Origin of the sequence: Rhizobium sp. LjRoot258 (assembly GCF_964254185.1) — a bacterium.
GTDB lineage: Bacteria > Pseudomonadota > Alphaproteobacteria > Rhizobiales > Rhizobiaceae > Rhizobium.
Map to the genome: position 1 here is coordinate 772,507 of NZ_CAXUST020000002.1, position 25,001 is coordinate 797,507.

At 58.5% G+C, this 25,001-nt stretch carries 23 protein-coding genes; 16 read left to right on the forward strand and 7 right to left on the reverse strand.

The genetic code is table 11. The features are described 5' to 3' along the window. Positions 1 to 22: 22 nt before the first annotated feature. Together ACSQ9D_RS24505 and ACSQ9D_RS24510 are read right to left on the reverse strand one after the other, a co-directional pair. A complete protein-coding gene (locus ACSQ9D_RS24505; protein WP_436284477.1) occupies positions 23 to 1,765 on the reverse strand; it encodes a GH116 family glycosyl hydrolase in 1,743 nt (580 codons plus the stop codon). Continuing rightward, on the reverse strand, positions 1,762 to 2,766 hold the full coding sequence (locus ACSQ9D_RS24510) for an ROK family protein (RefSeq protein ID WP_436284478.1): 1,005 nt from the start codon (positions 2,764 to 2,766) through the stop codon (positions 1,762 to 1,764). Before ACSQ9D_RS24510 ends, ACSQ9D_RS24505 begins: the two co-directional genes overlap by 4 nt. A gap of 154 nt (positions 2,767 to 2,920) precedes the next feature. Here ACSQ9D_RS24510 and ACSQ9D_RS24515 point away from each other — a divergent pair, with 154 nt between their 5' ends. Further along, entirely contained in the window at positions 2,921 to 4,123 is a 1,203-nt protein-coding gene (locus tag ACSQ9D_RS24515) for an ROK family transcriptional regulator (protein ID WP_436284479.1), read from the forward strand. Positions 4,124 to 4,351: 228 nt separating this feature from the next. Continuing rightward, a complete protein-coding gene (locus tag ACSQ9D_RS24520; protein WP_436284480.1) occupies positions 4,352 to 5,470 on the forward strand; it encodes an ABC transporter ATP-binding protein in 1,119 nt (372 codons plus the stop codon). A gap of 201 nt (positions 5,471 to 5,671) precedes the next feature. Here the strand turns inward: ACSQ9D_RS24520 and ACSQ9D_RS24525 are convergent, their stop codons facing one another. Continuing rightward, positions 5,672 to 6,163: an Lrp/AsnC family transcriptional regulator gene (locus ACSQ9D_RS24525; RefSeq protein WP_436285160.1), complete on the reverse strand. Its 492-nt coding sequence runs from the start codon at positions 6,161 to 6,163 to the stop codon at positions 5,672 to 5,674. Between the two features lie 163 nt (positions 6,164 to 6,326). On the opposite strand from ACSQ9D_RS24525, the gene ACSQ9D_RS24530 reads away from it, so the two are divergent. From ACSQ9D_RS24530 to ACSQ9D_RS24555, 6 genes are all read left to right on the forward strand, one after another. After that, positions 6,327 to 7,106, forward strand: a complete 780-nt coding sequence (locus ACSQ9D_RS24530) for an ABC transporter ATP-binding protein (RefSeq protein ID WP_436284481.1) — start codon at positions 6,327 to 6,329, stop codon at positions 7,104 to 7,106. A 49-nt stretch (positions 7,107 to 7,155) separates the two neighbouring features. Beyond that, positions 7,156 to 7,929 carry a transporter substrate-binding domain-containing protein gene (locus ACSQ9D_RS24535; protein WP_436284482.1) on the forward strand — a complete coding sequence of 258 codons (774 nt, stop codon included), beginning with the start codon at positions 7,156 to 7,158 and terminating at the stop codon, positions 7,927 to 7,929. A gap of 12 nt (positions 7,930 to 7,941) precedes the next feature. Next, entirely contained in the window at positions 7,942 to 8,667 is a 726-nt protein-coding gene (locus tag ACSQ9D_RS24540; protein WP_436284483.1) for an ABC transporter permease, read from the forward strand. A gap of 10 nt (positions 8,668 to 8,677) precedes the next feature. Next, positions 8,678 to 9,367 carry an ABC transporter permease gene (locus ACSQ9D_RS24545; protein ID WP_436284484.1) on the forward strand — a complete coding sequence of 230 codons (690 nt, stop codon included), beginning with the start codon at positions 8,678 to 8,680 and terminating at the stop codon, positions 9,365 to 9,367. Between the two features lie 124 nt (positions 9,368 to 9,491). Then, a complete protein-coding gene (locus ACSQ9D_RS24550) occupies positions 9,492 to 10,400 on the forward strand; it encodes a homocysteine S-methyltransferase family protein (RefSeq protein WP_436284485.1) in 909 nt (302 codons plus the stop codon). Between the two features lie 305 nt (positions 10,401 to 10,705). After that, complete coding sequence (locus ACSQ9D_RS24555; RefSeq protein ID WP_436284486.1) at positions 10,706 to 11,932, forward strand: MFS transporter; 1,227 nt, start codon at positions 10,706 to 10,708, stop codon at positions 11,930 to 11,932. Positions 11,933 to 12,132: 200 nt separating this feature from the next. Here the strand turns inward: ACSQ9D_RS24555 and ACSQ9D_RS24560 are convergent, their stop codons facing one another. Genes ACSQ9D_RS24560 through ACSQ9D_RS24570 form a run of 3 tightly spaced genes read right to left on the reverse strand, consistent with a single transcriptional unit; the run spans position 12,133 to position 14,917 of the window. Beyond that, complete coding sequence (locus ACSQ9D_RS24560; protein ID WP_436284487.1) at positions 12,133 to 13,272, reverse strand: mandelate racemase/muconate lactonizing enzyme family protein; 1,140 nt, start codon at positions 13,270 to 13,272, stop codon at positions 12,133 to 12,135. A gap of 12 nt (positions 13,273 to 13,284) precedes the next feature. Beyond that, on the reverse strand, positions 13,285 to 14,193 hold the full coding sequence (locus ACSQ9D_RS24565; protein ID WP_436285161.1) for a dihydrodipicolinate synthase family protein: 909 nt from the start codon (positions 14,191 to 14,193) through the stop codon (positions 13,285 to 13,287). 13 nt (positions 14,194 to 14,206) lie between these two features. After that, entirely contained in the window at positions 14,207 to 14,917 is a 711-nt protein-coding gene (locus ACSQ9D_RS24570) for a GntR family transcriptional regulator (RefSeq protein WP_436285162.1), read from the reverse strand. A 122-nt stretch (positions 14,918 to 15,039) separates the two neighbouring features. On the opposite strand from ACSQ9D_RS24570, the gene ACSQ9D_RS24575 reads away from it, so the two are divergent. The 5 genes from ACSQ9D_RS24575 to ACSQ9D_RS24595 are packed head-to-tail and all read left to right on the forward strand — an operon-like array spanning position 15,040 to position 20,252. Then, the gene (locus tag ACSQ9D_RS24575; protein WP_436284488.1) at positions 15,040 to 16,641 is read left to right on the forward strand and encodes an ABC transporter substrate-binding protein; all 1,602 of its coding nucleotides are present in this window, start codon (positions 15,040 to 15,042) and stop codon (positions 16,639 to 16,641) included. Positions 16,642 to 16,664: 23 nt separating this feature from the next. Continuing rightward, on the forward strand, positions 16,665 to 17,726 hold the full coding sequence (locus ACSQ9D_RS24580) for an ABC transporter permease (RefSeq protein ID WP_436284489.1): 1,062 nt from the start codon (positions 16,665 to 16,667) through the stop codon (positions 17,724 to 17,726). 4 nt (positions 17,727 to 17,730) lie between these two features. Then, the gene (locus ACSQ9D_RS24585) at positions 17,731 to 18,642 is read left to right on the forward strand and encodes an ABC transporter permease (protein ID WP_436284490.1); all 912 of its coding nucleotides are present in this window, start codon (positions 17,731 to 17,733) and stop codon (positions 18,640 to 18,642) included. Beyond that, positions 18,635 to 19,483: an ABC transporter ATP-binding protein gene (locus ACSQ9D_RS24590; RefSeq protein ID WP_436284491.1), complete on the forward strand. Its 849-nt coding sequence runs from the start codon at positions 18,635 to 18,637 to the stop codon at positions 19,481 to 19,483. Before ACSQ9D_RS24585 ends, ACSQ9D_RS24590 begins: the two co-directional genes overlap by 8 nt. A 1-nt stretch (position 19,484) precedes the next feature. Further along, positions 19,485 to 20,252, forward strand: a complete 768-nt coding sequence (locus ACSQ9D_RS24595) for an ABC transporter ATP-binding protein (protein WP_436284492.1) — start codon at positions 19,485 to 19,487, stop codon at positions 20,250 to 20,252. Positions 20,253 to 20,470: 218 nt separating this feature from the next. Here ACSQ9D_RS24595 and ACSQ9D_RS24600 read toward each other — a convergent pair whose 3' ends face one another. After that, positions 20,471 to 21,625 carry an ROK family protein gene (locus tag ACSQ9D_RS24600; RefSeq protein WP_436284493.1) on the reverse strand — a complete coding sequence of 385 codons (1,155 nt, stop codon included), beginning with the start codon at positions 21,623 to 21,625 and terminating at the stop codon, positions 20,471 to 20,473. Positions 21,626 to 21,835: 210 nt separating this feature from the next. On the opposite strand from ACSQ9D_RS24600, the gene ACSQ9D_RS24605 reads away from it, so the two are divergent. From ACSQ9D_RS24605 to ACSQ9D_RS24615, 3 genes are all read left to right on the forward strand, one after another. Further along, on the forward strand, positions 21,836 to 23,116 hold the full coding sequence (locus ACSQ9D_RS24605; protein WP_436284494.1) for an ABC transporter substrate-binding protein: 1,281 nt from the start codon (positions 21,836 to 21,838) through the stop codon (positions 23,114 to 23,116). 140 nt (positions 23,117 to 23,256) lie between these two features. Further along, a complete protein-coding gene (locus tag ACSQ9D_RS24610; protein WP_436284495.1) occupies positions 23,257 to 24,141 on the forward strand; it encodes a carbohydrate ABC transporter permease in 885 nt (294 codons plus the stop codon). Then, positions 24,141 to 24,992, forward strand: coding sequence for a carbohydrate ABC transporter permease (locus ACSQ9D_RS24615; RefSeq protein ID WP_436284496.1), 852 nt, complete (start codon positions 24,141 to 24,143; stop codon positions 24,990 to 24,992). The genes ACSQ9D_RS24610 and ACSQ9D_RS24615 overlap by 1 nt, the downstream gene beginning before the upstream one ends. The last annotated feature ends 9 nt before the right edge of the window (positions 24,993 to 25,001 follow it).

The following is a 25,001-nucleotide window of genomic DNA, read 5'->3' on the forward strand; positions in this document are numbered from 1 at the left end:
ATGGCGGCCAGTCGGGGAAAACTCAGCGGATCGTCGCCGGCAGCTTGTCCTTATAGGCAAGAGCGGCGGCGGCGGGCATACTGCTCCAACCCTGTAGCAGCGAACCGCGTCCCCAAGGTGGCGAGAAGTATTCAACCGCTCCCATCCAGCCGTTCTCGAGGCAGGTCTTCCACCAGCGCAAGAGCGCGTAGTCCGCGTCGCCCAGCCCATAAGCGAGGCGCTGCTCCGCGTAGAGGCCAGAGAGGTACGGCCAGTCCGAACCATTATGGTAGCGGTAGGCGAAATAGGACTTTTCGCGCGTGTCCTTTGGGCGCTTGAACGGTGGGAAGGCGCAAAGCACGCCCCAATCGCCATAGGGCTGCTTGCTGTTGTTGCGGCTTTCCAGGGTCTCCTGCACCCGGGTGAGCACGGCTTTCGCCCTCTCTGGCGATACTGCATTGAAACGAAGGAGCGTAAGGCTATCCAGCGTCAGGTGATCTTCGACGAAATCCGTCTTCGTTCCGTAGTCTGCGTAGGTGCCGCTCGGTTGCAACAGCGCCTCGTCCAGCGAAGCGCGCGCTTTTTTCGCCACGGCGGCCGCGTCGAAGGCGACCGACGGGTCAACCAAGCCGCCATGCTGCGCGATGACGTCGAGCGCTCCAATCCACAGGCCGAGATCATAGGCAACGTATCCATGGCGGTAGACGTTGTCGGCCCAGTCCCGGTCGTGGCGCGGCTTTACTGGCAAGCCGTTTCCAGTTTCGTCGAACCCGCAATAGCGGTTGAAGATCGTTACCACCTTGCTCCAGTGAAGAGACAGCGGAGAACTGTCGCCAGTTGCGCGGATATAGTCGCCGATCGTCAGAATAAAGAACAACGGGCTATCGAAGTGATCGCTCCACCAGTCGCCGGATCGCAGGTGCTCCTCTTTGATCCGCGGATCCGACTGCCGCACCTTTTCCCATTCCTCGGCTTGGGCCGGCCCTGTCAGAATGACGCCGCTCGGAGCCTCTCCGTTCGGCTGGATACCACGCGCGAGAAGATCGATCTGAGCCCGCACTGCTTCTGGTTCACGCTCAAGCAGCGTCTGAAGCGTCCAATAACCATCACGATAATAGGTTCGTGCTGGGGCGCTATAGGCCTGACCTGCCGCAAGGCCGGCAAAGTTGCCGTGCTCATCCTTCCGGATGCTGGAAAGGGCCGCATGCAGGCTCTGCGAGATCATGCTGCGCATCAGCGGGCCAGCCTCTGGCATCGCATCGCAACGGGTCACATAGGCATTCGCCTCGGCGATCAGCGTTGCCTGGTCCAGATCAAAAGCCCTCTGAGCTTCATCGAGTGTCGCGCCGGCGGTCACGAATATCCCGTCAGGTCTTTGTTCCGCGATCACGACGCCCCACCCGGTACGGGCAATCCTGCGATCGCGCAGCCGTTCGACCCGTTCTCGCTTTACCAGGCTGCCCCACCAGGCGCATCGCCGGGCAGGGATCAGGGTCCGCAGCGTTGCACCTTTCAAGAAGAGCGCAGGCGCCGATTGCGCCACATAGAGGCCTCCGCCGTCCGTTTCCACGCGGTTCGGAGCATAGGTGAAGGGGGCGTTCCAGCCGGTAAAGGTGAGATTTGCCAGCCTGCCAGAGCCCCACAGAGAAAGCTCGATCTTGCCTTCAGGTCGGCAATCGCCTTGCAGGCGCGGAGCCATGAAGGGCACGAGGACTGGCTCCACGGTACGAAGTTGCCCGTCGGTGAGGGGTGTCAGAACTTGGGGTTTCGCTTGCGGTGCTGTCATCGAGCGACCTCCTGTTGTCCACTATTCTCGAGACTTGCAAGGTTGCTCAGGCCGAGCATGAGAGCCCCGAGCATACCGGCTTCCGGTCCGATTCCGGTGGCCTCTATCTGCGCGGCAAACGGCAGCAATGCAGACATATGCCGTATCACGGCCTCGACAAATTCCGTACGTGAGCCGATGCCGCCACCCAGTACGATAAGGGCGGGATCAAAGAGAGCCTGCACCGAGGCTATGCCAAGCGAAGCCGATTTTGCGAGCGTCTCGATGACAGCGGCAGCGTCCGGTTCTCCCACCGCCGCGCGGGCGAAAATCTCACTGACTGGCACGGTCCCATCGCCATACAAACCGCGCACCGCAGGCGAATCGACCTGGTCCTCAAACAGACCGGCGCGGGCCTGCGGCGCGGATTGATGCGGATCGGCGCCTAGCGGCAACAAGCCAAGTTCACCCGCCCGCCCGTGACAACCGCGGAAAAGCGCTCCACCAACGACAAGCCCCATGCCGACACCGGTTCCGAAAGCGATGAATGCGAGGGAATCGCGGTTGCGCCCCTTGCCAAGAGTGGCCTCCGCAAAAGCCGCAAGATTCACGTCGTTCTCCACCACGACAGGGCAGTGCAGGTTGCGCGCGAGAAGTGCGGCGAGGGGGCGGTCGGCGGGAATAGCCAGGTGCGGTGAAAGCGAAGCAAGCCCCGTCGACGGGGAGACTGCGCTCGGTATACCGACAACTGTCTTGCGCAAAGGGCCCTGATCGCGATGGCGCTGCAGCAGGGATAAAACCATGCGCGGAATCTGCGTGAGGACCGGGGCATCGGCACCGTGCTCGGTCGGCTCTTCGACCGTTGCCAGAATCCGCCCCTCAAGATCGGCAAGACCCGCAAGGACCTTCGTGCCACCCAAGTCCACGCCGGCAACGACACCCTGAACCGCACTCGCCCCGTCTGCCCGATGACTGCGATCTGCCTGTCGCAAGCCGTACGCAATGGTTGAAATATTTGACAAACCTAGTCCTTTGCGATATTTGTTCGGCAGGTTGACGAATTTATTATTGCTGCGCCCCTGAACTGTCAACAAGCAGTTTGAAATCGGCGGGCTTTCATGGAAAAAGCAAGCAACAGTGCAACGATGAAGACGGATCTGGCGAGATAGCTCGAATATGGCATTAACCGAAAACGCGCCTCCCGTATTGCGGCAGATCTCCGTTCGCGCTGTCATGGATGTTCTGCTTCACGCCGGCCCGACTTCGCGCGCGGAACTTTCCAAGATCACCGGCCTTTCCAAGCAGACGATGTCCGAGGTCATCCGGACGCTGGAGGAGGGTGGCTGGGTTCGAGAAAAAGGTGTCACCAGCGGCCGCATCGGCCGTACCGCCATTACCTATGAGGTCAATGGCGACGCTGGCTACGCCGTCGGCGTCGACATGGGCGCGACGACAACGCGCATCGTTCTTGGCAATATTGTCGGAAATGTTGTTCATGAAATCGACTTTCCGTCCGACCGCCGTGGCGGCTATCACCTGATCGATCAGGCCGAGGCAATGCTCTCGAAACTGCTTGCGGATATGGGCATCGCCCGGGAGCTTATGCTCGTGACGGCGATAGCGACACCCGGTGTCGTTGATCCAGTCACGGGTGCGCTCTCCATGGCGCCGAACCTCGCCGATATCGGCGGCATCGATATCGGCAGGACGCTGAGCGAAAGACTTGGCTGTCCCGTCGTGCTTGAAAACGATGTCAATGCGGCGGTGATAGGCGAGTCCTGGCAGGGATGCGCGACCGCGATCGATACCATCGCTTTCATATCGCTGGGGACGGGTATCGGACTGGGCGTGCTGCAGGATGGCAAGCTGATGCGCGGCGCAAGCGGAGCCGCTGGTGAAATCTCCTATATGCCGTTTGGCGCAGATCCCTATGCTGAGGAAAGCCTTGAACGCGGCGCCCTGGAATGCGCGATCGCGGCTCGGGGGATCAGCGACCTCTATGCTCGTTCCGGCGGTGCCAAGGAGACCTCTGTACGTGATATTCTGGCACTTGCCGACAAGGGCGATCCGCTTGCGATGGACGTCATTGGCAAAGCGTCCGACATCGCCGCACTCCTTGTTGTGTCCGTCAATGCAATCGTGGATCCGAAGGCCGTCGTTCTGGGTGGTAGCATTGGCCGCCATCCACTGATCGTCGAGCGTGTCCGGCGGGGTATTGCAAAAGCCAGTCGTCGCACCATCGATGTCAAAGCCAGTGTTCTTGGCGGCCGTGCGACCCTCCTGGGCGCGCTTGCCATCGGTCTAAACCACGTTCACAATCTGCTTTTCTCCCCTCAGACCCTGCCGGAGCTGCGACGCCTACCGCCGCCGCCGCTTTAATCCTCAGGCCAATCTCCGCCTGGAGCGCGAGCCAATCGGGCATATTTTGCACGAGAGTATTCCTGTGCTTTTAGAGAACGCGCTGACCAGCTTTCGGAGAAATGTACGTTCGTCATCTTGACGAACTAATTGGTTCCAAGCAAACTGCGGTCAAATTTGAAGGAGGGCATCCGATAATTCGGCGTGCCTGTGCCTGCCTCCAGATGGTTGCATTGAAGGAAGAGTTTCATGACCGGTCTCCAATTGAACGACATCAAGAAGAGCTTCGGCCATCATGCAATCCTTCATGGTATCGATCTCGATGTACGCGAGGGCGAGTTCGTTGTGCTCGTTGGCCCCTCCGGTTGCGGTAAGTCGACATTGCTTCGGCTTATCGCCGGCCTGGAAAGCGCCAGCTCCGGTCAGATCATCATTGGAAACGACGACGTCACGATGGCGCCCCCAGGCGATCGCGGAATTGCGATGGTGTTTCAATCCTACGCCTTGTACCCGCACATGACGGTAGCGAAGAACCTTTCCTTCGGCCTCGAGAACCTCAAGATGAGTCGCGCAGAGATCGATCAGCGGGTGATGGAAGCGGCAAGGATGCTGGCAATCGAGCCTCTCCTCGATCGACGCCCTAAGCAGCTCTCGGGTGGTCAGCGGCAGCGGGTGGCTATCGGCCGCGCGATCGTCAGGAATCCTAAACTGTTCTTGTTCGATGAACCGTTGTCCAATCTAGATGCTGCGCTTCGCGTGCAGACACGGGGCGAAATCAGCCGCCTGCACAAGCGGCTGGGCGCGACGATGGTCTATGTGACGCACGACCAAATTGAAGCCATGACAATGGCGGATCGCATCGTCGTCCTGAATGCCGGTCGCGTGGAACAGATCGGCACCCCACTGGAACTATTCGAGGCGCCGGCCAACAAGTTCGTTGCGGGCTTCATCGGCTCGCCGCAGATGAACTTTTTCGAGGGCACGCTGCTTTGCTCGGGACCGGGTGGCGTCGCCGTGGAAGTGCCGGGCTTCGAGGTCGTAAATCTGCCTGTCGAAGCTGCAAATGCGGTGCCTGGACAAGCCGTTATCCTCGGCGTGCGGCCGAGCCATTTTGAACTTGCCAAGGATGGCGTGGCGGCAAACGGGCTTGCGGTCCGTTTCAACGTCGACTACGCCGAGAGTATTGGAACCGACACCTATGTCTACGGCAAGCTCGAAGGGAGCGAGACTGCGACGATCGCCCATTTGTCGGATCACGTCGCTATAGAAGATCACTCGTCCCTCGCACTGGCTGTCCAGCCTCAACGGGTTCATCTCTTTGATTCAGAAAGCAGCGTCAATCTGAACAGGACGACTTTTGGCGCTTGATGCTCCGCCGCGATTCCGCAGGACCATGTGCATGGAGCCGCACGGAGCGTGGCGATTGTAGCCTTTCACTGTTTTGGGCGCTCAAATCAACAGAACTTGAGGTCGGAATATCAACGATCCCGCAGCGATACGTGGGGCGCTGTCTCAAGGTTTGAGGCGTGATGGCCATTGGCCGAAGACCGATCGTGAATTGCCCTTCTCTCATGCCTTCCCGTCGGAACGATCGCCGGCGTTCAGCGGCACGAACAATCCGAGTTTAACATCCCGCAAGACTACATTGGTGTGCATGCGGCGGATCTGGGGATTTTCCTTCATGATCAAGGCGGCGATGTCGTCGTAGTGTTCGACGTCCCGGGCCGTGATGATCGCGATCAAATCCACGGCTCCGGTCACATAGTAGACCTGCTGAATATGATCCTGCTTCTCTGCCCAAAGACGGAACTTCGCCAGCGCATCGTAATTGTCCCGCTCGATCTCCATCCCGACGATAAACACCATCGATGTTCCCGTCGCCTTCCGATCGACCACGGCGACCTCCGCCCTGATGATTCCATCTTCGCGCAGGCGCTTCAATCGTCTCTGCACGGCCGAGACAGACAGTCCGACCTGTTCGGCAATGGTCTCGGCTTTAAGCTGACAGTCGCGCTGAACGATATCAAGAATGTCTCGGTCGAAACGATCCAATTGTTCCATTGCTTCCAGTCCAATTCTCGCCCGGGACATCACGTATTCTGCCGTAGTTGACGCGCGAGAAAGATTATTTTGCACAAATTGTGCAAAATAGGTGAAAAATTCGCGAAAAAGCCGCGCAATTTTATCATTATCCTCCGCAAACTCAATGCAGCCGGAACCCCGCATGTCAGATCAACCCTTTCTCGCTCTTCGTGTCGATGACCTTCATAAAAGCTTTGGCTCGCAAGAGGTTCTCAAGGGTGTCTCGGCGCGGGCCCATAAGTCGGATGTGATTTCGATCATCGGCTCGTCGGGCTCCGGCAAGAGCACGTTTCTCAGATGTATCAACTTTCTCGAAACGCCAGACCGTGGCCGTATTGCCGTGAACGGCGAGGAGATCGCGCTGAAGATGGGCCGGGGCGGCCGGCTGCAGCCACGCAGCTGGCGGCAGATCGAACGGCTGCGCACTGGACTTGGGATGGTCTTTCAGAGTTTCAATCTATGGGCCCATCGCACGGTCCTGGAAAATGTCATCGAGGCGCCGGTGCACGTCATGGGCATTTCGCGCCGCGAGGCGATCGAAAAGGCTGAGGCCCTGCTTGACAAGGTTGGGCTCTTTGAAAAGCGCGACACCTACCCCGCTTTCCTCTCCGGCGGTCAGCAGCAGCGCGCGGCGATTGCCAGGGCGCTATGCGTAGATCCCGCTGTCATGCTGTTCGACGAGCCGACGTCGGCACTTGATCCGGAGCTCGTTGGCGAAGTCCTTAAAGTCATCCGCGATCTCGCAGAAGAAGGCCGAACCATGCTGATTGTCACGCATGAAATGCGCTTCGCGCGGGATGTATCGAACCGTGTTCTCTTTCTGCATCAGGGACGGATCGAGGAGGAAGGCCCGCCGGAGCAAGTATTTGGAGCACCCGTTAGCGCCCGCTGTCGGGAGTTCACCGGCTTGCGTGCCCACTAATGCGCGAACCGAGCTGTCGTCGATAACACAAACCAGGAGAATCCTGCGAATGAAACTGCTTCCCACGCTTCTCGCCGGCGCAGCACTTGCGCTTTCCGCCATCTCGGCGCAGGCAGAAGTCCGCTTCGGCGTCATGAATGAATCCTATCCGCCCTTCTTTGCCAAGGATGCCTCGGGCCATTGGCAGGGATGGGAAATCGACCTTATGGACGCTGTCTGCGAAGCAATGAAGGAGAAATGCTCGATCGTCGACATTTCATGGGATGGTCTCATTCCTGCTCTTGAGAGCAAGAAGTTCGACGTGATCTGGTCATCGATGTCGAACACGGCGGAACGCTCGAAGGTGATCGACTTCACCGACAAGTACTACAACACGCCGAGCAGCCTGATCGGTCCCAAAGACCAGAAGCCGGGCGCGACTGCCGATGACGTGCAGGGAAAGACCATTGGCATTCAGGTGTCGACCATCCAATCAGAATACTACAAGAAGTATTTTGCCAAGGTTGCGGAGGAGAAGACCTACCAAACACTCGACGAGGCTTTTCAGGACCTCGCGTCCGGCCGCATCGACTATGTCTTTGGCGATTCCCTGGCGCTTGATGCTTTCCTTAAAAGTGACGGTGGCAAGGATTGCTGCGCCAGGATGGGGGACGTCGCCGACGACAAGGAGGTTCTCGGAGCTGGAGTTGCAGGTGGTTTGCGCAAGGACGACACGGAGCTGAAAGCCAGGTTGAATGCGGCCATCGCCGCGGTCCGTGCCAGCGGCAAATATGACGCCATCACCAAGAAATACTTCGATTTCGACATCTACGGCGCAAAGTAAGCAATCTGAGAGATGGCGACCACGCAACAAAGTGTTCTGGACCTGCTATCTCCCTATCCTCCGGGATGGGGTGGAGTTCTCCTGGCAGGCGCCGCCTCCACGGTCGCCATCTCAGCGTGCGCCTTCGCCGTCGGCCTGCTGCTCGGCACGGGCGGCGCGATTGGAAAGCTTTCGGGCAATCGCATGTTCCGCCTGCTGCTCGATCTCTATACCACGGTGATCCGTGCTGTTCCCGAGCTGATCCTGATCGTCGGGCTATATTATGCGGGAACGGATGGCCTTAATCGGCTCCTGGCTGCATTGAACCTGCCGCCAATCACTGTGAACGGTTTCATCGCAGCCGTCGCTGTCCTGGGCTTCGTGCAGGGTGCGTACATGACAGAAGTGCTGCGCGGCGCGATCCTTGCCATTCCAGCTGGCCAGATCGAGGCTGCCAAGGCCTTCGGCATGGGACCTGTGTTGAGGTTTCGCCGCGTCTTGCTGCCGGCGCTTTTGCCAAACGCGCTGCCAGGTCTTGCCAATTTGTGGATGTCAATCACAAAGGACAGTGCGCTGGTCGCGGTCGTCGGTTATCAGGAACTGGCGCTCGCCACTCGTCTTGCCGGGGCAAGTACCAAACATTACTTCGTCTTTTTCCTTGCCTCAGCCCTTCTTTACCTCGCCATCACGCTCGTTTCCAATGTCGCCTTTAAGCTGGTCGAGGTGCGGGTACGGCGGGGACAACCACGCCTTCCCTGAAGAAAGCGCTATGAGTTTCACCTGGATCTCTTCCTACTTTCCGCTGCTTCTGACGGGCGCCTGGCAGACTGTTTCGTTGCTGGCGATCTCCGTGGTGTTCGGGTTCATCATCGCCATAGGTCTCGCCTTCGCGCAGGTCAGCGGCGGCAGATTTACGCGGCTCTTCGCCCGCAGCTACTGCACCTTTTTCCGCGGCACGCCGTTGCTGATACAGCTATGGCTCCTCTACTACGGGATCGGCTCGCTATTGCCCATGGTCCCCGGCATCCGCCAAAGCCTTTTCTGGCCAATCTTGCGCGAGGGCTTCTTCTTCGCAGCCGTAAGTTTTACGCTGAACTATGCCGCCTATGAGGCGGAGGTGTTGCGCGGTGCACTGCTTGCCGTTCCCAAAGGCGAACTCGAAGCCGGTCGAGCCTTTGGCCTGTCGCCCTGGACGCTCACCCGCCGCATCTGGCTGCCGCGCGCTGTGCGGATCGCCCTGCCAACCATAGCGGGAGAGATCGTCATGCAGCTCAAGGCGACGCCGCTCGCTTTTACGGTTACGGTGATGGATCTCTACGCCGTAGCAAACAAGGTTCGACAGGACACGCTGCTCGTCTACGAACCGCTGCTGGTCGTCACCCTCTTCTATCTCGCTCTGACCGCATTGATCTCCCGCGTCTTTCGAGTTGTCGAAGGGCAGGTGCCGGTTCGACGTTAGGTCACACGAAAAGGCACTGGCCCTGATCCCTTGCGCGCGCCGACGCGAACCACGCACACCTCACCCACTTTGTTATGAAAAGCTCGCCGCCGATGACGGCGATCGCCTGAATGGAGACCTCCTCATGAGCACAATGCGAATTCTCGATGGCGGCATGAGCCGCGAGCTCCTGCGACTTGGCGCCGAACTGAAACAGCCGGAATGGTCGGCATTGGCGCTGATCGAGGCGCCCGATATCGTGCGCAAGGTACACCAGGAATTCATCGCCGCCGGATCGCAGGTCATTACCACCAACAGCTATGCGCTTGTGCCCTTTCATATCGGCGAGGACCGGTTCCACAAGGAGGGTGCTGCGTTGATACGCCTCGCTGGTCGCCTGGCGCGCGAAGCCGCCGATGCGGTCACCGATCGGAAGGTGCTGGTCGCCGGTTCGCTGCCGCCGATCTTCGGCTCCTACGAACCACAGAACTTCCAGCCGTCGCGCGTGCAGGACTATCTCAAGGTGCTTGTCGAAAACCTCAGTCCTTTCGTCGATATATGGCTCGGCGAGACGTTGAGCCTGATCGCGGAGGGAGAGGCTGTCCGCAAGGCCGTGGCAACCACCGATAAGCCGTTCTGGATTTCGTTCACATTGGCAGATGACGAGGCAAACATCAGGAGCGACGAACCGAAGCTTCGCTCCGACGAAAGGGTCGAGGACGCGGCATTGTGGGCGGTTTCGTCCGGCGCCGAGGCCCTCTTGTTCAATTGCAGCAAGCCTGAGGTCATGAAGGCGGCGGTGGAGACCACAGCGCGTGTGTTTCGGAAAATGGACGCTCACATCGAAATCGGCGTCTACGCCAATGCCTTTGAAGGGGAGCAAGGCGGAGCAGCCGCCAATGAAGGCCTGCACGACACCCGCAACGACCTGACCGATGATACTTATTCGCGCTTTGCCTGTTCATGGGCCGAAGCAGGTGCGACTATAATCGGCGGCTGCTGCGGCATCGGCACTGGCCATATCCATCGGCTCAAGAAGACCCTACTGGGCTAAGCCTATATGTGGCGAAGGTGAACCCTCGTCAGGCGCTGTCAAGGTCAAGCTGTCACGAGGGTGAGATACCGAGACAAGACATTGAAGGGGTTCGCCTGTCTATTGAGTGGGCGAGCCTTCGTCGCAGTGTCAATCACGGCGCCTGCAAGGATTGATGGCTTGCGTTCTGGCGTTTACTTGACCTGCGCCTCGGATCGCGCGTCCGCTCGAGATAATCCCGGTTGGCTATTTATTGGGGAGCAGATTTGCCCTAGACCCGGCCATATCCTGCATACGCGGCCATCACCAGGCTAGTGAAAGTCATTATGGATAGTGTTCAATACCGGCAGGAAAGCGTCCTGCGACATCCCGGCTACCTCAACTTCGCCGCATCCCGCGTTTTGTCCTCGCTAGCATTTCAATCGATCGCCGTTGCGATGGGCTGGATGATCTATGACCAAACGCATAGCGCATTTGCCCTGGGTCTTGTTGGTCTTTGCCAATTCCTTCCCATGGTCATGCTCACGTTCGTGGTCGGGCAGGTGGCGGATCATTTCGACCGCAGGCGGATCGGTCTCATATGTCAACTGGTTGAGGGCGTCACCGCGCTATTGCTGGGACTGGCTGCGTGGCAAGGCATATTGAGCGCGAGCGGAATTCTCATCGCGGTTGCCATTCTCGGTGCGGCACAGGCATTCGAGCGACCGACCATGGCAGCTCTGCTTCCCACTGTCGTTCCCGCAAGCCTACTGCAGAAGTCGATCGCTACCACGACTTCGATGATGCAGACCGCCCTTGTGATTGGTCCATCGTTCGGGGGGCTGCTCTATGGTGTCGATGAGGTGGCGCCGTTTGTCCTCTCGTTCGTCCTGTTTCTCATAGCAAGCATCAATGTAATTTCGATCCGCACGGCACGACCTACCGCAGTTCGCCAGCCAGTGACCCTTGCATCGGTATTTGCCGGCGTGTCATTCATTCGCAGCAAACCCGTCATACTTGGTACGATTTCACTCGATCTCTTTGCTGTGCTGCTTGGGGGTGCCACTGCGCTGCTGCCGATGTTTGCCCGTGACATCTTGCATGCTGGGCCATGGGGTCTCGGGCTGCTTCGGGCAAGCCCAGCAATTGGGGCCGTCGTGATGTCGATCTATCTTGCACGCTGTCCGTTGAAAACCGACGCCGGCCGCAAGATGCTCTGGGCTGTGGCAATCTTTGGCCTTGCGACCATGGTCTTTGCGGTCTCACAGAACATTGCCCTTTCGATCGGCGCTCTCTTTGTCGTCGGCGCGTCCGACACCATTAGCGTTGTCGTGCGCAGTTCGCTGGTGCAACTCTTGACGCCCGATGAGATGCGCGGTCGCGTCAACGCCGTCAATTCGCTATTCATCGGGACCTCGAACCAGCTTGGAGAATTCGAATCCGGCATGGTCGCGGCCTTGCTCGGGCCGGTGATGACCGGGATCGTCGGCGGCATCGGTACGATTGTTGTCGTTCTGCTCTGGATCCGACTCTTTCCGGATCTCGCACGCGTAAAAACTCTGTCGGGAGCCTGAGATACCAACGATGCTGAAGGCCAATTGAAATGATCCCGCAGCGCCCGGCTGCCCGAAGGCGATCAATTTCGATCTCGCTGATCCGCACCGCCCGATCGGGCTAAGGCGTCGTTTGGGCTGGTTGCCGACCGGACGACGAGAACACACGCGCGACTGCGGTGCTTACACTGGCGTGCGTAGCCGATGGCGCAGCGCAGCCCTTATGGGTAGGCTGTCGCGCCGTCCGGCTTGCGGGTGATCTTGCGTTCCCAATGCACGTAGTCTTCCTTGATGAGCGCCTTTTCGTCAATTTCGATGCCCCAGCCTGGTCGGTCCGGTCTCAGCTCCATATGCCCGTCGACGGGCATATATGGATCGGTCGCCCAAGGGGCATATTCATGCGGCTTAAACTCAAGAATCTTGAAGTTCGGCTGCGCCGCACAGAAATGAATATTGACCGCTGTGGCCAGCGGCCCCATCGGATTGTGCGGGGCGATCGTCACATAGTGTGCCTCCGCAATGGCGGCGATGCGGCGCATTTCGGTGATGCCGCCGACCACGCAGATGTCAGGCTGGATAATGTCGGCGCCACGCGCGCTCAACAGAGACAGAAATTCGAAGCGTGAGTAAAGTGATTCACCCGTTGCAAGCGGCACCGTCACCTTCGATTTTAGCTCCGCCCAGGCGGGAATGTGTTCCGGGCGGATTGGCTCCTCGTAAAAAAGCGGATCATATGGCGCGATCGCGGCAGCGAGCTGGGCGGCCTGGTAGGGCTCATAGATCTTTGCATGGGCATCGAATGCGAATTCGAAATGCGACGGCGTGAGGTCCCGGATCTTGCCGAACCAGTCGCCCGTTTCTTTGACCAGCTCACCCCATCGGCCCGCATGCAGATCGCGCCGGTAGGGGCTGAGCTTGAAAGCCGTATAGCCATAGGTCTCATTCAGCTTGAATGTTTGGTCGCGTGCGGCTTCCGGGTCGGGTGCGGTATAGACGCCGCAATAGACACGCACGCGGTCGCGCACATTTCCGCCGAGCAGCATGTACACCGGAAGACCGGCCGCCTTTCCTGCAATATCCCACAATGCATGGTCGATCGCCGAAATTGCGGCCAAACCCAAGGCACCTGGCGGAAAACGGCATTGCTGGTTGAGCTTGAGCACCAGGAACTCAACGCGCCGCGGGTCTTGTCCCTCTATCTGGTGAAAGAGATAGTCGAGTAGGGGAGGCAGGGACCAGTCAGGTCCATGGTTGTAGGCTTCTCCCCAACCGGAAATGCCTTCGCTCGTTTCGATCTTGACCAGCAGGCGTGGGCGATCGTCCACCCTCTGCATATAGGTCTTCAGGGCAGTGATGTGCATGTCGTTGTATCCTCAGGCTGCGCGGCTAAGCTCGCTGACGCGTGCAACGATAGTCTTGAGTTCGGCGCGTTCTGCTTCCGTCAGCGCTTCAACGCCTGGAATGCGAACTGGTCCGACGTCGTTGCCAAGCATACCGAGCGCCTCCTTCACCACGGTTACGTTGGCGCCGTTCAGATACTTCGTGCGCATGGCCTCGAATCCGGCAATGTCATCGATGAGCGCACGTGCGCCAGCATAGTCCTCCCTTTCCAGCGCTTGATGGATTGCGTGCGATCGCTCGGGGAAGACGTTGACGAGGCCCGAGGTAAAGCCCCGCGCGCCCATGGCATAGAAAGCAGGCGCCCATCCCTCTGCAAGACCGCAGACCCAGATCGCAGATGCATCCTTCGTCGCACGGATCACCTCGGCCAGAAGCATGAGGTTGCCGGAGGCGAACTTGATGCCGGCAATGTTCGGATGAAGGGCAAGCTTTCGGAAGTCCGCCACCGAGAATGTATCGCTTCGAACATAGGCAATGACGGGAACGCTCGAGGCTTCCGCAAGCTCCAGGAAATACTTGGCCTGGGAGCTTGGACCTGCAAATGGGTCCATCGGGTGATGGCCCATGATGGCATCTGCACCATCGGCAATCGCCTCGCGTGCCAGCGCCTTGGCATCGCTAAGCGAGCGACCGACGGCCGCGCTCACAAGGGATTTCCCGTCGGCTGCGGTAATCGTCGTTGTGTGAACATGACGGATCTCTTCCAGCGTCAGCGTAAAGAATTCTCCGGTATTGCCAGCGGCCATCAGATTGTGAACGCCGGCGCCAGCAAGGCGGCTGATGAGGGCCGACAGCTTGGTGCCGTCAATGCTGCCATCCTTCTGATAGGGCGTCACGGGAACGCCTGAAATGCCCGTCAGAGCCTTGCGGATTTTCTTCATTGCCTCGGTCACGTCAAATGTCCTCGTTCTTCTCGAATACGATTTTGAGGTAAGTCTCACCGGAGCGCACGACGTGGTCGCGCATCACGCGCTCGGCCTTGTCGCTGTTGCCGGAAATGATGGCCGCAGCGATCGCGGCATGTTCTGACAGGGCCTTGTCGCGCTCTTGCGGATCGGAGTGAATGACGCGCCGGATGCTTGCGTCATAGAACTGCTGCCGTTCGATCATCCGCGCTAGATACTTACACCTCGACGATACATGGATCTGGTCGTGAAACGTCTCGTTGAGCGCAATCAACTCGTCTGGAGATCCCGCTGCGGTCGCCGTTTTCATCTGCGCGACGATCGCTTCAATTGTGTCAGCCTCATTCTTGGAAATCCTCTTGGCGGCCAGATGCGCGATCATCGACTCCAGAGCTGCGCGGGCAAGAATCATCTCCTCTGCCCAGCCCGAGTTGAACCGGATGAGCACTCCGCGCCGGGGAAGGGTTTCGACAAGACCTTCGGTTTCGAGCTGGCGTAGCGCCTCTTTGATCGGCGTGGTGCTGACGCCCAGCTGGTCTGCGAGCTGGCGTTCGTTGACGCGCTCGTTTGCCGCAAAGCGTCCGGAAAGAATGGCCGAGCGCAACGTGCGATGCACGTGATCGCGCAGTGTCGTCAGGAAGCGGGGGTCGAGCTTCTCGATCCGGTCCCCACCCGGCGCCGGAAGCGCATCTTTCTGCATCACCTGAAAATCCCCCGTTGACGACAAAATCGTTTTGTGAGATCTGATATACCAGATTTCAGATTGATGTCGATATGAAAAATGCGCGCTTGGCGCGATTGCAGTGCTCCAGGGAGGAACGAATGGGCATTCAAAGACGCAGCTTCCTAATTACCTCGGCCTTCATCGCGGCAACGCTTTCGGTGCCGATCTCGGCACAGGCGGCAACGCCCAAGGACCAGCTTGTCGTTGCCATGAACATGTCGTCCATGCGTGGATTGGACCCGAATGAACTGAATCAACTCGAGGCGGCCGAGATCGTGGCCAATCTCTACGAGCGTCTCATTGCTCTGCCCGCGGACGACATCACCAAGCCGATGCCTGGCTTGGCCGAAAGCTGGACCGTTTCGCCCGATGGCAAGACCTTCACCTTCAAGATCCGCTCCGGCGTGAGCTTTCATTCAGGAAATCCTCTGACCGCCAAGGATGTCGAGTGGTCATTGCGTCGACTGGTCAAGCTCGGGCTTGCGCCTTCCGTCGACCTGCGCCAGTGGGGCTTTACTGACAAGAATGTCGACAGCCTGATCAAGGCAAGCGATGACACCACGGTTGTCTTGGAAACGCCGGAAGTTTGGAACCCGAACCTGATCTTCTATTCGTTGGCGAGTTTTTCCACCTCCATCCTCGACAGCAAGCTCCTCGCCGAAAAGGAAAAGAATGGCGATATGGGTCGGGAATTCCTGCAAACCGCTGATGCCGGTTCCGGGCCCTATTCGCTGCGGACGTGGCGTGTCAATGATCTGTTGATTGCCGACGCTTTCAAGGGCTATTGGGCCGGCGCTCCCAAGATGCGTCGCGTCATACTGCGCCACATTCCGGAATCGTCTGGCCAGCGTCTGCAGCTAGAGGCGGGTGATGTCGATGTTGCAACACGCCTCTCGTCGACAGATCTCGCTGCCGTGGAGTCAGGCGGGAAGGCCGACATCCAGAAGACACCGGGTTTCGGGTTCTACTATCTGGCGCTTAACCAGAAGGACGAGATTCTCGCCAACCCGAAGGTTCGCGAAGCCTTCCGCTACCTCATTGACTATGATGGGCTGGCAAACACGGTCATGAAGTACTACGGCATCAAGCAAGAGACGATTGTCCCGGCTGGCCTGCCGGGTGCCAGCGATGCCGCTCCCTACAAACTCGATATCGACAAGGCAAAACAACTGCTTGCCGAGGCCGGCTATCCGAATGGATTTTCAAAAGTCTACTATGCGACACCGGTGACGCCGGAATATGAAGTGGCCCAATCCCTTCAGGCCAATGCCGCCAAAGCGGGCATCAAACTTGACCTGCAAGGGGGCGACCATATCGGCAAGTTTCGTAACCGCGAGTTCGAAATCTTTTCTGCCCGTACCGGCGAACGTCTCCCCGATCCGCATGCCGTTCTGGCGTCCTATGCGACCAATCCCAACAATGCGGACGATGCAAAGCTCAGCGGCCTGATCGCCTGGCGCACCGCCTGGGACGTTCCGAAGGATATCCAGGATTTGGTGACGGCGGCAGCGCACGAGACGGACCAGGAGAAGCGCGATGATCTCTATGCGAAGGTCAACCAGGCCTATCTCAAGGCTTCGCCGGCTCTCATCACCTCGTTCCAGCGCACGGACGCAAAGGCTGTGCGCAAGGACATCAAGGGCTACGTTGGCCATTCAACCTGGCTGACACGTTGGGACACGGTCTCAAAGGGTCAATAGCCTGACCTCTCGAGGAGAATGACGTGACGATCGTACAGACAACCGCAACCGGGCCGAGCCCCGGTACGGCAGCGCTTGGGGCATTGCAAAAGGTGGCGGCGTCCTTCGCCGTCATCCTGACCACGCTTTTAGGGCTCCTGGTGATCACCTTCGTTGTCGGGCGGATGGTGCCCGCCGATCCGGTCATTGCTGTGATCGGCGATCAGGCCGATCACGAAACATATGAGCGCGTCTACAAACAGATGGGCCTTGACCAGCCCGTCTATGTGCAGTTCGCGAACTATCTCGCAAACGTCGCTCGTCTCGACTTCGGCCAGTCGCATGTTACGAAGAATCCGGTCGCCAGCGACCTTGCCCGCGTGTTTCCGGCGACGCTGGAGCTTGCGACCCTGGCAACCATCGTCGGTGCAAGCCTCGGCATTCCTCTCGGCATCATCTCTGCTGTCAGGAAGGGCACCTGGGTCGACCATGTTGCGCGCATCGTTGGACTTCTTGGGCATTCGACGCCGATCTTCTGGTTGGGAACGATCGTCATCCTCGTCTTTTACGCGAAATTCGGCCTCATCCCAGGAAGTGGTCGTCTCGATGTCTACAATGAGGGTCTGGTGGAAGGGCCGACGAACTCGATCCTGGTCGACGCGATGCTTGCCGGCGAATGGGAGGTTTTCCGCGACGCGCTTTTGCATGTGGCTGCGCCTGCACTCATCCTCGGCTACGCCGCGATGGCTTATCTCAGTCGCATGAGCCGCAGTTTCATGCTCGAGCAGTTGCGGCAGGAGTACGTGTTGACCGCGAAGGCCAAGGGCCTCAGGCAACGCGCCATCATCTGGCGTCATGCATTCCGCAACATCCGGGTCCAGCTTTTGACGATCGTCGCCCTTGCCTACTGCGGTCTGCTCGACGGCACAGTTCTCATCGAGACCGTCTTTGCCTGGCCAGGACTTGGTCAGTATCTGACCTCTGCATTGTTCTTTGCGGACATGAATGCCGTCCTCGGTAGCGTGCTTCTGATTGGCATCATCTCGATTGCCATCAATCTTCTGTCGGACCTGACCTATCGCTTCCTCGATCCGAGAACCCGGTGACATCATGGCGACACGCTATTTCAACGATCTACACAATTGGCTGATCAACGAGGATTTTTCCTCGATGCGTCAGGCTCGTCTGCACAAGGTCTATGTGCTGTGGCTTAGCCTTATCGCCAATCCACTTGCCTTCGCCGGATTTGTGGTCGTCGCCGCATTGATCGCAATTGCAGTCTTCGCGCCGCTGCTGGCAAATCACGATCCAATTCTGCAGGATCTCACCATGGCCCTGAGGCCGCCGTCGGCGCTCCATTGGTTTGGGACAGACGAGTTTGGCCGCGACGTCTATTCGAGGTTGGTCTATGGCGCGCGCACTACTCTTTATATCAGCATCCTTGTCACGGTCATCGTCGCTCCGATCGGCTTTGCGATTGGTGCAACGGCCGGCTACCTCGGCGGCTGGGTCGATGTCGTTCTCATGCGCATCACCGATATTTTCCTGTCCTTTCCAAGTCTGGTGCTCGCGCTAGCCTTCTCCGCCGCCCTTGGGCCCGGTATCGAGAACGCCGTCATTGCCATAGCCCTGACGGTGTGGCCGCCGATCGCACGTTTGGCGCGGGCCGAGACGCTAACGTTTCGCTCAGCCGATTTCGTCGTCGCTGCCGAATTGCAGGGTGCAGGCATGGGCCGTATCCTCTTTCGCCATATCGTGCCGCTTTGCGCGCCGTCCATCATCATCCGTTTGACGCTCAACATGTCGAGCGTCATCCTGACGGCGGCGGGCTTGGGATTCCTTGGGCTTGGCGCGCAACCGCCGATGCCGGAATGGGGCGCCATGGCGGCATCCGGTCGGCAATATCTCCTCGATGCCTGGTGGCTTACAACGGTTCCAGGGATTGCAATTCTCCTTGTCAGTCTCGCCTTCAACCTGCTTGGCGACGGACTGCGCGACATCATGGATCCCCGAAATGCCTGACCTTTTTCAGCCGATCCTCTCGGTAAAGAATATGTCGGTCCAGTTTCCGACCTTGTCGGGCGCCGTGACGGCCGTGAAGGATATCTCGTTCGACGTCGGACGGGAAAAGGTCGGCATCATCGGTGAATCCGGTTCCGGCAAGAGTACCACCGGGCGCGCCATCATGCGCCTCCAGCCGGCAAACGCGCGCGTCGTGGCCGAGGAGATGCGTTTCGAGGAGGTGGATCTGCTTGGCGCCAGCGAGGCCGACATGCGCGCGATCCGCGGCCGACGCATTTCGATGATCCTTCAGGACCCGAAATATTCGCTCAACCCGGTGATGACGGTTGGCGAACAGATTGCCGAAACCGTCATTCTGCACGAGCGCATCGGGCGGCGTGAAGCACGTCAACGCACGCTCGCCATGCTCGAGCGTGTCAATATTCGTGACCCTGAGCGCGTCTTCAATCTCTATCCGCACGAGGTTTCGGGCGGAATGGGCCAGCGCATCATGATCTCGATGATGCTGATTTCGTCGCCATCTCTGATCATTGCCGATGAACCGACATCCGCTCTTGACGTTACCGTTCGCCAGCAGGTGCTCTCTATCCTCGATGACCTGATTGCCGAACGCGACATCGGCCTGATCTTCATCTCGCACGATCTTAATCTGGTAAAGAGCTTCTGTGATCGCGTGATCATCATGTATGCGGGACGCATCGTGGAAACGCTCGAAGCCTGCCGCCTCGACCATGCAACGCACCCCTATACCCGCGGTCTTCTGGAAGCCCTGCCAAGCCTCGATCACCCGAGGGACAGGCTTCAGGTCCTGCGACGCGAAGCGAGCTGGGCGGAGGTATGAGATGACGATGATCTCCGTTAGCAATCTTGCCGTTTCGTTCGACAGCGGTCACGCGCGCAAGCACGTCGTCAAGGATGTTTCCTTTGATGTCGATCCAGGCGAGACATTCGGCCTTGTGGGGGAAAGCGGCTGTGGCAAGTCGACTGTTCTTGGAGCGCTCGCCGGCAGAATCAAAGACTGGAGCGGCACTATCGGTGTCGATGGAGAGTCTATCGCCCGAAAGCGCTCGCCTCAGCAGCTGGCAAAGCAACAGATGGTGTTCCAGGACCCGTTTGGCTCACTGCATCCACGCCACACGATCGGCCGCACCCTGCTCGAGCCGTTGGAGATTCACGGTCTTGACCAGCGCCAGGAAAGGGTAGAGGCAGTCCTACGCGACGTTGGGTTGCCGGCTTCCTTTCGCCATCGATTCCCGCACCAGCTGTCGGGCGGGCAGCGACAGCGGGTCGCGATCGCGCGTGCATTGATCTTGAGGCCCCGCATCCTGCTTCTCGATGAACCGACGTCGGCTCTCGACGTGTCGATCCAGGCAGAGATCCTCAATCTGCTGAAAGACCTGCGTCAAAGAGAGCAGCTGACCTATATTCTCGTCAGTCACGACATGGCCGTCATAGCGCATCTCTGCAACCGCGTTGCGGTCATGCAAGACGGCGTGTTCGTCGAGATTGCGACCCGTGAGCAGCTTCTCAGAGGGCAGGTCGCGCACTCGTATACAAGAACATTGCTTGACGGCAGTCGCGGATACGTGCCCGTCCGTGCAAGGAATTAAGTCCAACCATCTCGCTCGTAGCGCTGTTCGAATTCATGAGCGACCCAGTTCTGCGACGGCTGTTGGACGTTCCTTTCCATTGTCGATCTCGTAGGATGTCCAGAAAAGCGTTCGCCGACTAGAGCCTAAGCGGCTTCCATGGTACATCTGACAAGCCTCCATGATTGTTGTTGGTCTGCTCTGGCGAAATCATGACTGGATCTGGTTCGAACCGGTCATCATCCACTCGGCGATCGCTCGAAGTCGAAGATGCTTTGCGTAGCCAACGCTGCAGCTCCTCTTGCCCAGGAGCTCGGAACCCAATCCGTTTGAAGTTCGGGTCGTGAGAAGAATAGGAATTCGTTCATCGATCGCCTGAGGGGGCCCAATAACGCTTCACCGAATTGAACAGCCTCGCCTCCCACGACAATAATCTCGGGATCGAATAGATTCACCAAGTCGGCCAAGTGTCTGCCGATACGCGATCCAGCTTCGTGTAGAATTGCAACGGCAGTTTCCTCGCCCGCCTCGGCGGCGGCCACGAACTCGGTCCGGGTAGCGGGTTCACCCCGTTTGCGTCCCCATTCAGCGATCATATATGGTTCCGCAGCATGGGCCATGAGACATCCGCGGCGTCCACATTCGCACAGATCACCTTGCGGTATCGTTGTAATATGGCCCAATTTGCCTGCCGCGCTGTTGCTGCCATGGTATATTTCCCCGTTCAGGACGAGTGAACAGCCAATGCCAGCGCCGATGGCCAGGGCCGCGAAATTCCGGTGGTTGCGTCCCGCCCCAAATAGCTTTTGGGCGATAGCGAAAGCGTTGACGTCATCGTCTATCCAGACGGGCACATGCACACGTCCGGCAAGGAGTTCGGCGAAGGGAAGGTCATACCAACCAAAGCGCGGACTTTGCAGGCACACCCCTTTCTTTGGGTCGACTTCGCCCGGGATCGACACTCCTATACCCATTATGTCCTGCTCTTCACGACCTGCTTCCGCCAACAGGCGCGGGATCGCATCCTTGATCGCCTCAATCATTCCCTCAGGGGAGGTGTTCGCGACGGCTGTTTCCATTGTGGCTAGTGGGATGGTGGCAAGATCAGTCAGCACGCAGTCGATGCTGCTTCGATTGAGCTTGAAGCCCAGGGCGAGGTGAGCCTCGTAGTTAATGTCTACGGGTATCGGACGGCGACCGTTTGAGCTCGTGACGGCCTCCCGCTCTACAAGAAGCCGGTCTTCAATCAATTCGGAGACGACAAATGTTACGGCCGCCGGACTGAGACCAGTGATCAATGCCAGCTCGGCCCGAGATACGGGACCCCGGTTTCGCAGCAAGTTCAAAATCAACCGCCTGTTCAAGGCGCGTGACGTGCTTGCATTGCCTTTCAAACTCTACCTCCTCAATCTGAGTTAGTTTATTTCGTAAATTAACTCTTGTGCTAGCTCAGAAGGTAGGCTAGCTTTTCGGCGTTGGCAATGAGGAGGAGACCGCGGCGCGAGATTTTTCTGGCCCGCATGTTCTCAAGCAAATTCACGTTCAAGAAGCCCGACCGCTCGTCCGTTCGGGCTCGGCGAAGCTTTGTCCTGGGAGGATTTTGAATGACACCGAAAGACATAACCACTCTGCTTACAGGGGCGCCTGCGTCCCGACGCCAATTCCTAATCGGAGCCGGGACGGCACTCGCGGGAATGTCGCTGAGCGCTCCCGCACTTGCCCAGAGCAAGGAAATGACGATCATCTCCAATATCGGCAACGCTTCGCAGCGCGACGTCCTGCAGCGCATAGCCAGCGAGTACGAGAAGGCGAGTGGCGTCAAGGTGACCATCAACAACATGGATCACGAGGCTCACAAGACTGCGATCCGAAGCTATCTTGTGGTCGGTGCGCCGGACATTTGCTTCTGGTTTTCGGGTAACCGCATGAAGGCCTTCGTCAAGCGGGGGCTCTTCGACGATATCTCCGATCTCTTTGAACGTGAGAACTACAAGGCGGTGCTGGGCCAGACGTTGAATGCCGTGACTGTCGACGGAAAGCAGTATGGCTTGCCCCTCGGCGGGCTGCTCTGGGGGCTCTTCTATCGCAAGGACGTCTTTGCTGAAAAGGGGTGGTCACCCCCGAAAACGATCAACGACCTGCTTGGGCTGGGCGAACAAGCCAAGTCCGCAGGAATGGTACCTGTGAGCATGGGGACCAAGGAGATGTGGCCCGCGGCCGGCTGGTTCGACCATATGAACCTGCGCATCAACGGGCTAGAAAAACACATGGCTCTGATGGACGGCAGGATGTCTTATACCGATCCTGCGATCCTGCCTGTCTTCGATAAATGGGCAGAACTCATCAACGCGGGGATGTTCAGTGCCAACAGCACGTCGTTTGGCTGGGAACAGGCGTCTGCAGCCTTGGCGCAGAAGAAAGCGGCGATGATGGATCTCGCAGGCTTCATCAAATACGGCTTCCCCGAGGGTCAGCAGGATCAAATCGCATTCACACCGTTTCCGCAGATCGTGGAAGGCGTGGCGCGCTACGAGGACTTTGCCCTGAATTCGATCCACGTCCCGAAGAATGCCAAGAACAAGGAAAGCGCGCGTGACTTCCTTGCTTACTTCTACAAGCCCGACAACCTTTCAGCCTTCCTGGAGACGGAAAGTGCCGTGCCCCCTCGAAGCGACTGCCCGCCGAGTAAAGACCCGCTCGTGAACGCGGCGGTCGAGTCTCTCAAGACCGTCGAGGGCTCCGCGCAGTACTACGACCGGGATACCGACCCGGATATGGCACAGGAAGGTCTTAAGGGATTCCAGGAGTTCATGGCCAAGCCGGATCGGCGCGACCAAATTCTGGAACGCCTCGAAGGTACGCGAAAGCGGATCTTCAAGACGTAAGCCTTTATCGCGGTCGCCTGTTTCTCCCCGGAGCTGTACCGCACGACGGCAGGGCTGCAGATTAGCGGCAGCCCTGCCTTCTCCCAGCCAACCCGGCGTCTGGGGCTTGGACCGATCAACTTTTCCTGGAGTAGTCCTGGATGTCCACTCTCTGGCGACGCCATCGACATTGGATAACGCCGACATTGTTCATCGCGCCGGGTGCCCTTTTGTTTGGGGTGGTGATCATTGTCGCCTCCATCGAGACAATCTGGGTGTCGTTCTTTGAATGGGACGGTGTTGGCGTAAAGCAATGGGTCGGTCTGGCCAACTATGTTCAGCTACTGAATGACCCGCAGTTTTACATATCGCTCAAGAACAACCTCATCTGGCTGGCGATGTTCATGCTGGCGCCACCGCTCGGATTAGCGCTTGCGTTGCTCCTGAACCAGCCTATCCGCGGCATGCGGATCATGAAATCCCTGTTCTTTGTGCCGCTGGTGCTCGCATCTGTTACAGTCGGCGTTGTTTTCACTTGGGTCTATGACCCGAGCTTCGGACTTCTTTCGCTTATCTTCAGATACTTTGGGGCGAGCGCACCCGCGTTGCTTTCCGACGAGCATTTCGTGACTTTCGCGGTCGTGGTCGCGGCCTTGTGGCCACAGGTGGCCTTCTGCCTCGTACTATTTCTGGCGGGCCTCAACAATCTGAGCGAAGACCTGATAGGGGCTGGGCGCGTCGACGGTGCACGGGGCTGGCCGATGCTGTTTCATGTCGTTCTTCCCCAATTGCGCGAAGTCAGTTTCATCGCTTTGGCGGTGACGGTCATCGGCGCGCTTCGGTCATTCGACATGGTCGCCGTGATGACGTCCGGAGGGCCGTTCGGCTCCTCGACCGTCCTCGCATATCAGATGTACGAGCAGTCCATCTTTTCCTACCGTTTCGGCTATGGCGCGGCGATCGCGACGGTACTCTTCGTGATCATGGCGGCCTTTATCACCTGGTACTTACGCACTCTTCTCAGGCCGGAAAGGGAGGGCCTCTGATGTACCCAAGGTCCATATCGGAAGACTTGCCGGTTCGGCGGTTCGCGTATGGTGCGATGGTCGCTTTGATCCTCGCTCTCTGGCTCGTCCCGCTGCTGGCAGTCATGGCGACGTCCCTTCGATCGTTCGAGGAAGTGATGGCGGGCAACTATTGGGGTTGGCCGAGGAGCTTCAATTTCATTGAGAACTACACGGCTGTGTTCACGCAGACCGCCATGGCGCGATACTTCCTCAACAGCCTGATCGTGACATTGCCGTCAGTGGGCGGCGTACTCGTTCTTTCCACGCTGACAGGCTTCGTGCTTTCTCGCCACCGATTTCGCGGGGCGAATGTGATGTTCGCGCTATTCGTCGGGGGGAACTTCCTTCCAGCCCAGATCATGATGATCCCGGTCAGGGATTTGATGGTCTCCATCGGACTCTATGATACCTACTACGCACTCATTGTCTTCCACGTGGCCTTCCAAACGGGCTTCGCGACCCTCTTCATGCGCAACTTCATCGCCGCGCTTCCAGACGAGCTTTTCCAAGCGGCCCGCGCAGAAGGCGCGTCGCCGTGGCAGACACTTTGGCACGTTGTTCTCCCATTGATCCGACCGGCGTTGGCAGCACTCGCGATCCTGACATTCACCTTTGTCTGGAACGATTATTTCTGGGCGATCGTGCTGACGCAGAGCGATGCGGTAAAACCCGTGACAGCCGGCCTTAGCAACCTGCGAGGGGAGTGGGTGTCTGCATGGAATCTCGTAGCCGCGGCAACGATCATGGTCGCAATTCCTCCAGTCGTAATGTTCTTCCTCATGCAGCGGCACTTCATCGCTGGCCTGACCGTCGGTGCGGTCAAGGGCTGAGGCAAAACT

Excerpts from the sequence above, each read along its gene's own strand:
- ACSQ9D_RS24575 (WP_436284488.1), top strand. The coding sequence starts at position 15,040 with ATGGGCATTCAAAGACGCAGCTTCCTAATTACCTCGGCCTTCATCGCG.
- ACSQ9D_RS24615 (WP_436284496.1), top strand. The coding sequence starts at position 24,141 with ATGTACCCAAGGTCCATATCGGAAGACTTGCCGGTTCGGCGGTTCGCG.
- ACSQ9D_RS24515 (WP_436284479.1), top strand. The coding sequence starts at position 2,921 with ATGGCATTAACCGAAAACGCGCCTCCCGTATTGCGGCAGATCTCCGTT.
- ACSQ9D_RS24595 (WP_436284492.1), top strand. The coding sequence starts at position 19,485 with ATGACGATGATCTCCGTTAGCAATCTTGCCGTTTCGTTCGACAGCGGT.
- ACSQ9D_RS24520 (WP_436284480.1), top strand. The coding sequence starts at position 4,352 with ATGACCGGTCTCCAATTGAACGACATCAAGAAGAGCTTCGGCCATCAT.
- ACSQ9D_RS24605 (WP_436284494.1), top strand. The coding sequence starts at position 21,836 with ATGACACCGAAAGACATAACCACTCTGCTTACAGGGGCGCCTGCGTCC.
- ACSQ9D_RS24535 (WP_436284482.1), top strand. The coding sequence starts at position 7,156 with ATGAAACTGCTTCCCACGCTTCTCGCCGGCGCAGCACTTGCGCTTTCC.
- ACSQ9D_RS24585 (WP_436284490.1), top strand. The coding sequence starts at position 17,731 with ATGGCGACACGCTATTTCAACGATCTACACAATTGGCTGATCAACGAG.
- ACSQ9D_RS24530 (WP_436284481.1), top strand. The coding sequence starts at position 6,327 with ATGTCAGATCAACCCTTTCTCGCTCTTCGTGTCGATGACCTTCATAAA.
- ACSQ9D_RS24570 (WP_436285162.1), bottom strand. The coding sequence starts at position 14,917 with ATGCAGAAAGATGCGCTTCCGGCGCCGGGTGGGGACCGGATCGAGAAG.
- ACSQ9D_RS24555 (WP_436284486.1), top strand. The coding sequence starts at position 10,706 with ATGGATAGTGTTCAATACCGGCAGGAAAGCGTCCTGCGACATCCCGGC.
- ACSQ9D_RS24505 (WP_436284477.1), bottom strand. The coding sequence starts at position 1,765 with ATGACAGCACCGCAAGCGAAACCCCAAGTTCTGACACCCCTCACCGAC.
- ACSQ9D_RS24560 (WP_436284487.1), bottom strand. The coding sequence starts at position 13,272 with ATGCACATCACTGCCCTGAAGACCTATATGCAGAGGGTGGACGATCGC.
- ACSQ9D_RS24565 (WP_436285161.1), bottom strand. The coding sequence starts at position 14,193 with ATGAAGAAAATCCGCAAGGCTCTGACGGGCATTTCAGGCGTTCCCGTG.
- ACSQ9D_RS24540 (WP_436284483.1), top strand. The coding sequence starts at position 7,942 with ATGGCGACCACGCAACAAAGTGTTCTGGACCTGCTATCTCCCTATCCT.
- ACSQ9D_RS24550 (WP_436284485.1), top strand. The coding sequence starts at position 9,492 with ATGAGCACAATGCGAATTCTCGATGGCGGCATGAGCCGCGAGCTCCTG.
- ACSQ9D_RS24545 (WP_436284484.1), top strand. The coding sequence starts at position 8,678 with ATGAGTTTCACCTGGATCTCTTCCTACTTTCCGCTGCTTCTGACGGGC.
- ACSQ9D_RS24525 (WP_436285160.1), bottom strand. The coding sequence starts at position 6,163 with ATGGAACAATTGGATCGTTTCGACCGAGACATTCTTGATATCGTTCAG.
- ACSQ9D_RS24610 (WP_436284495.1), top strand. The coding sequence starts at position 23,257 with ATGTCCACTCTCTGGCGACGCCATCGACATTGGATAACGCCGACATTG.
- ACSQ9D_RS24590 (WP_436284491.1), top strand. The coding sequence starts at position 18,635 with ATGCCTGACCTTTTTCAGCCGATCCTCTCGGTAAAGAATATGTCGGTC.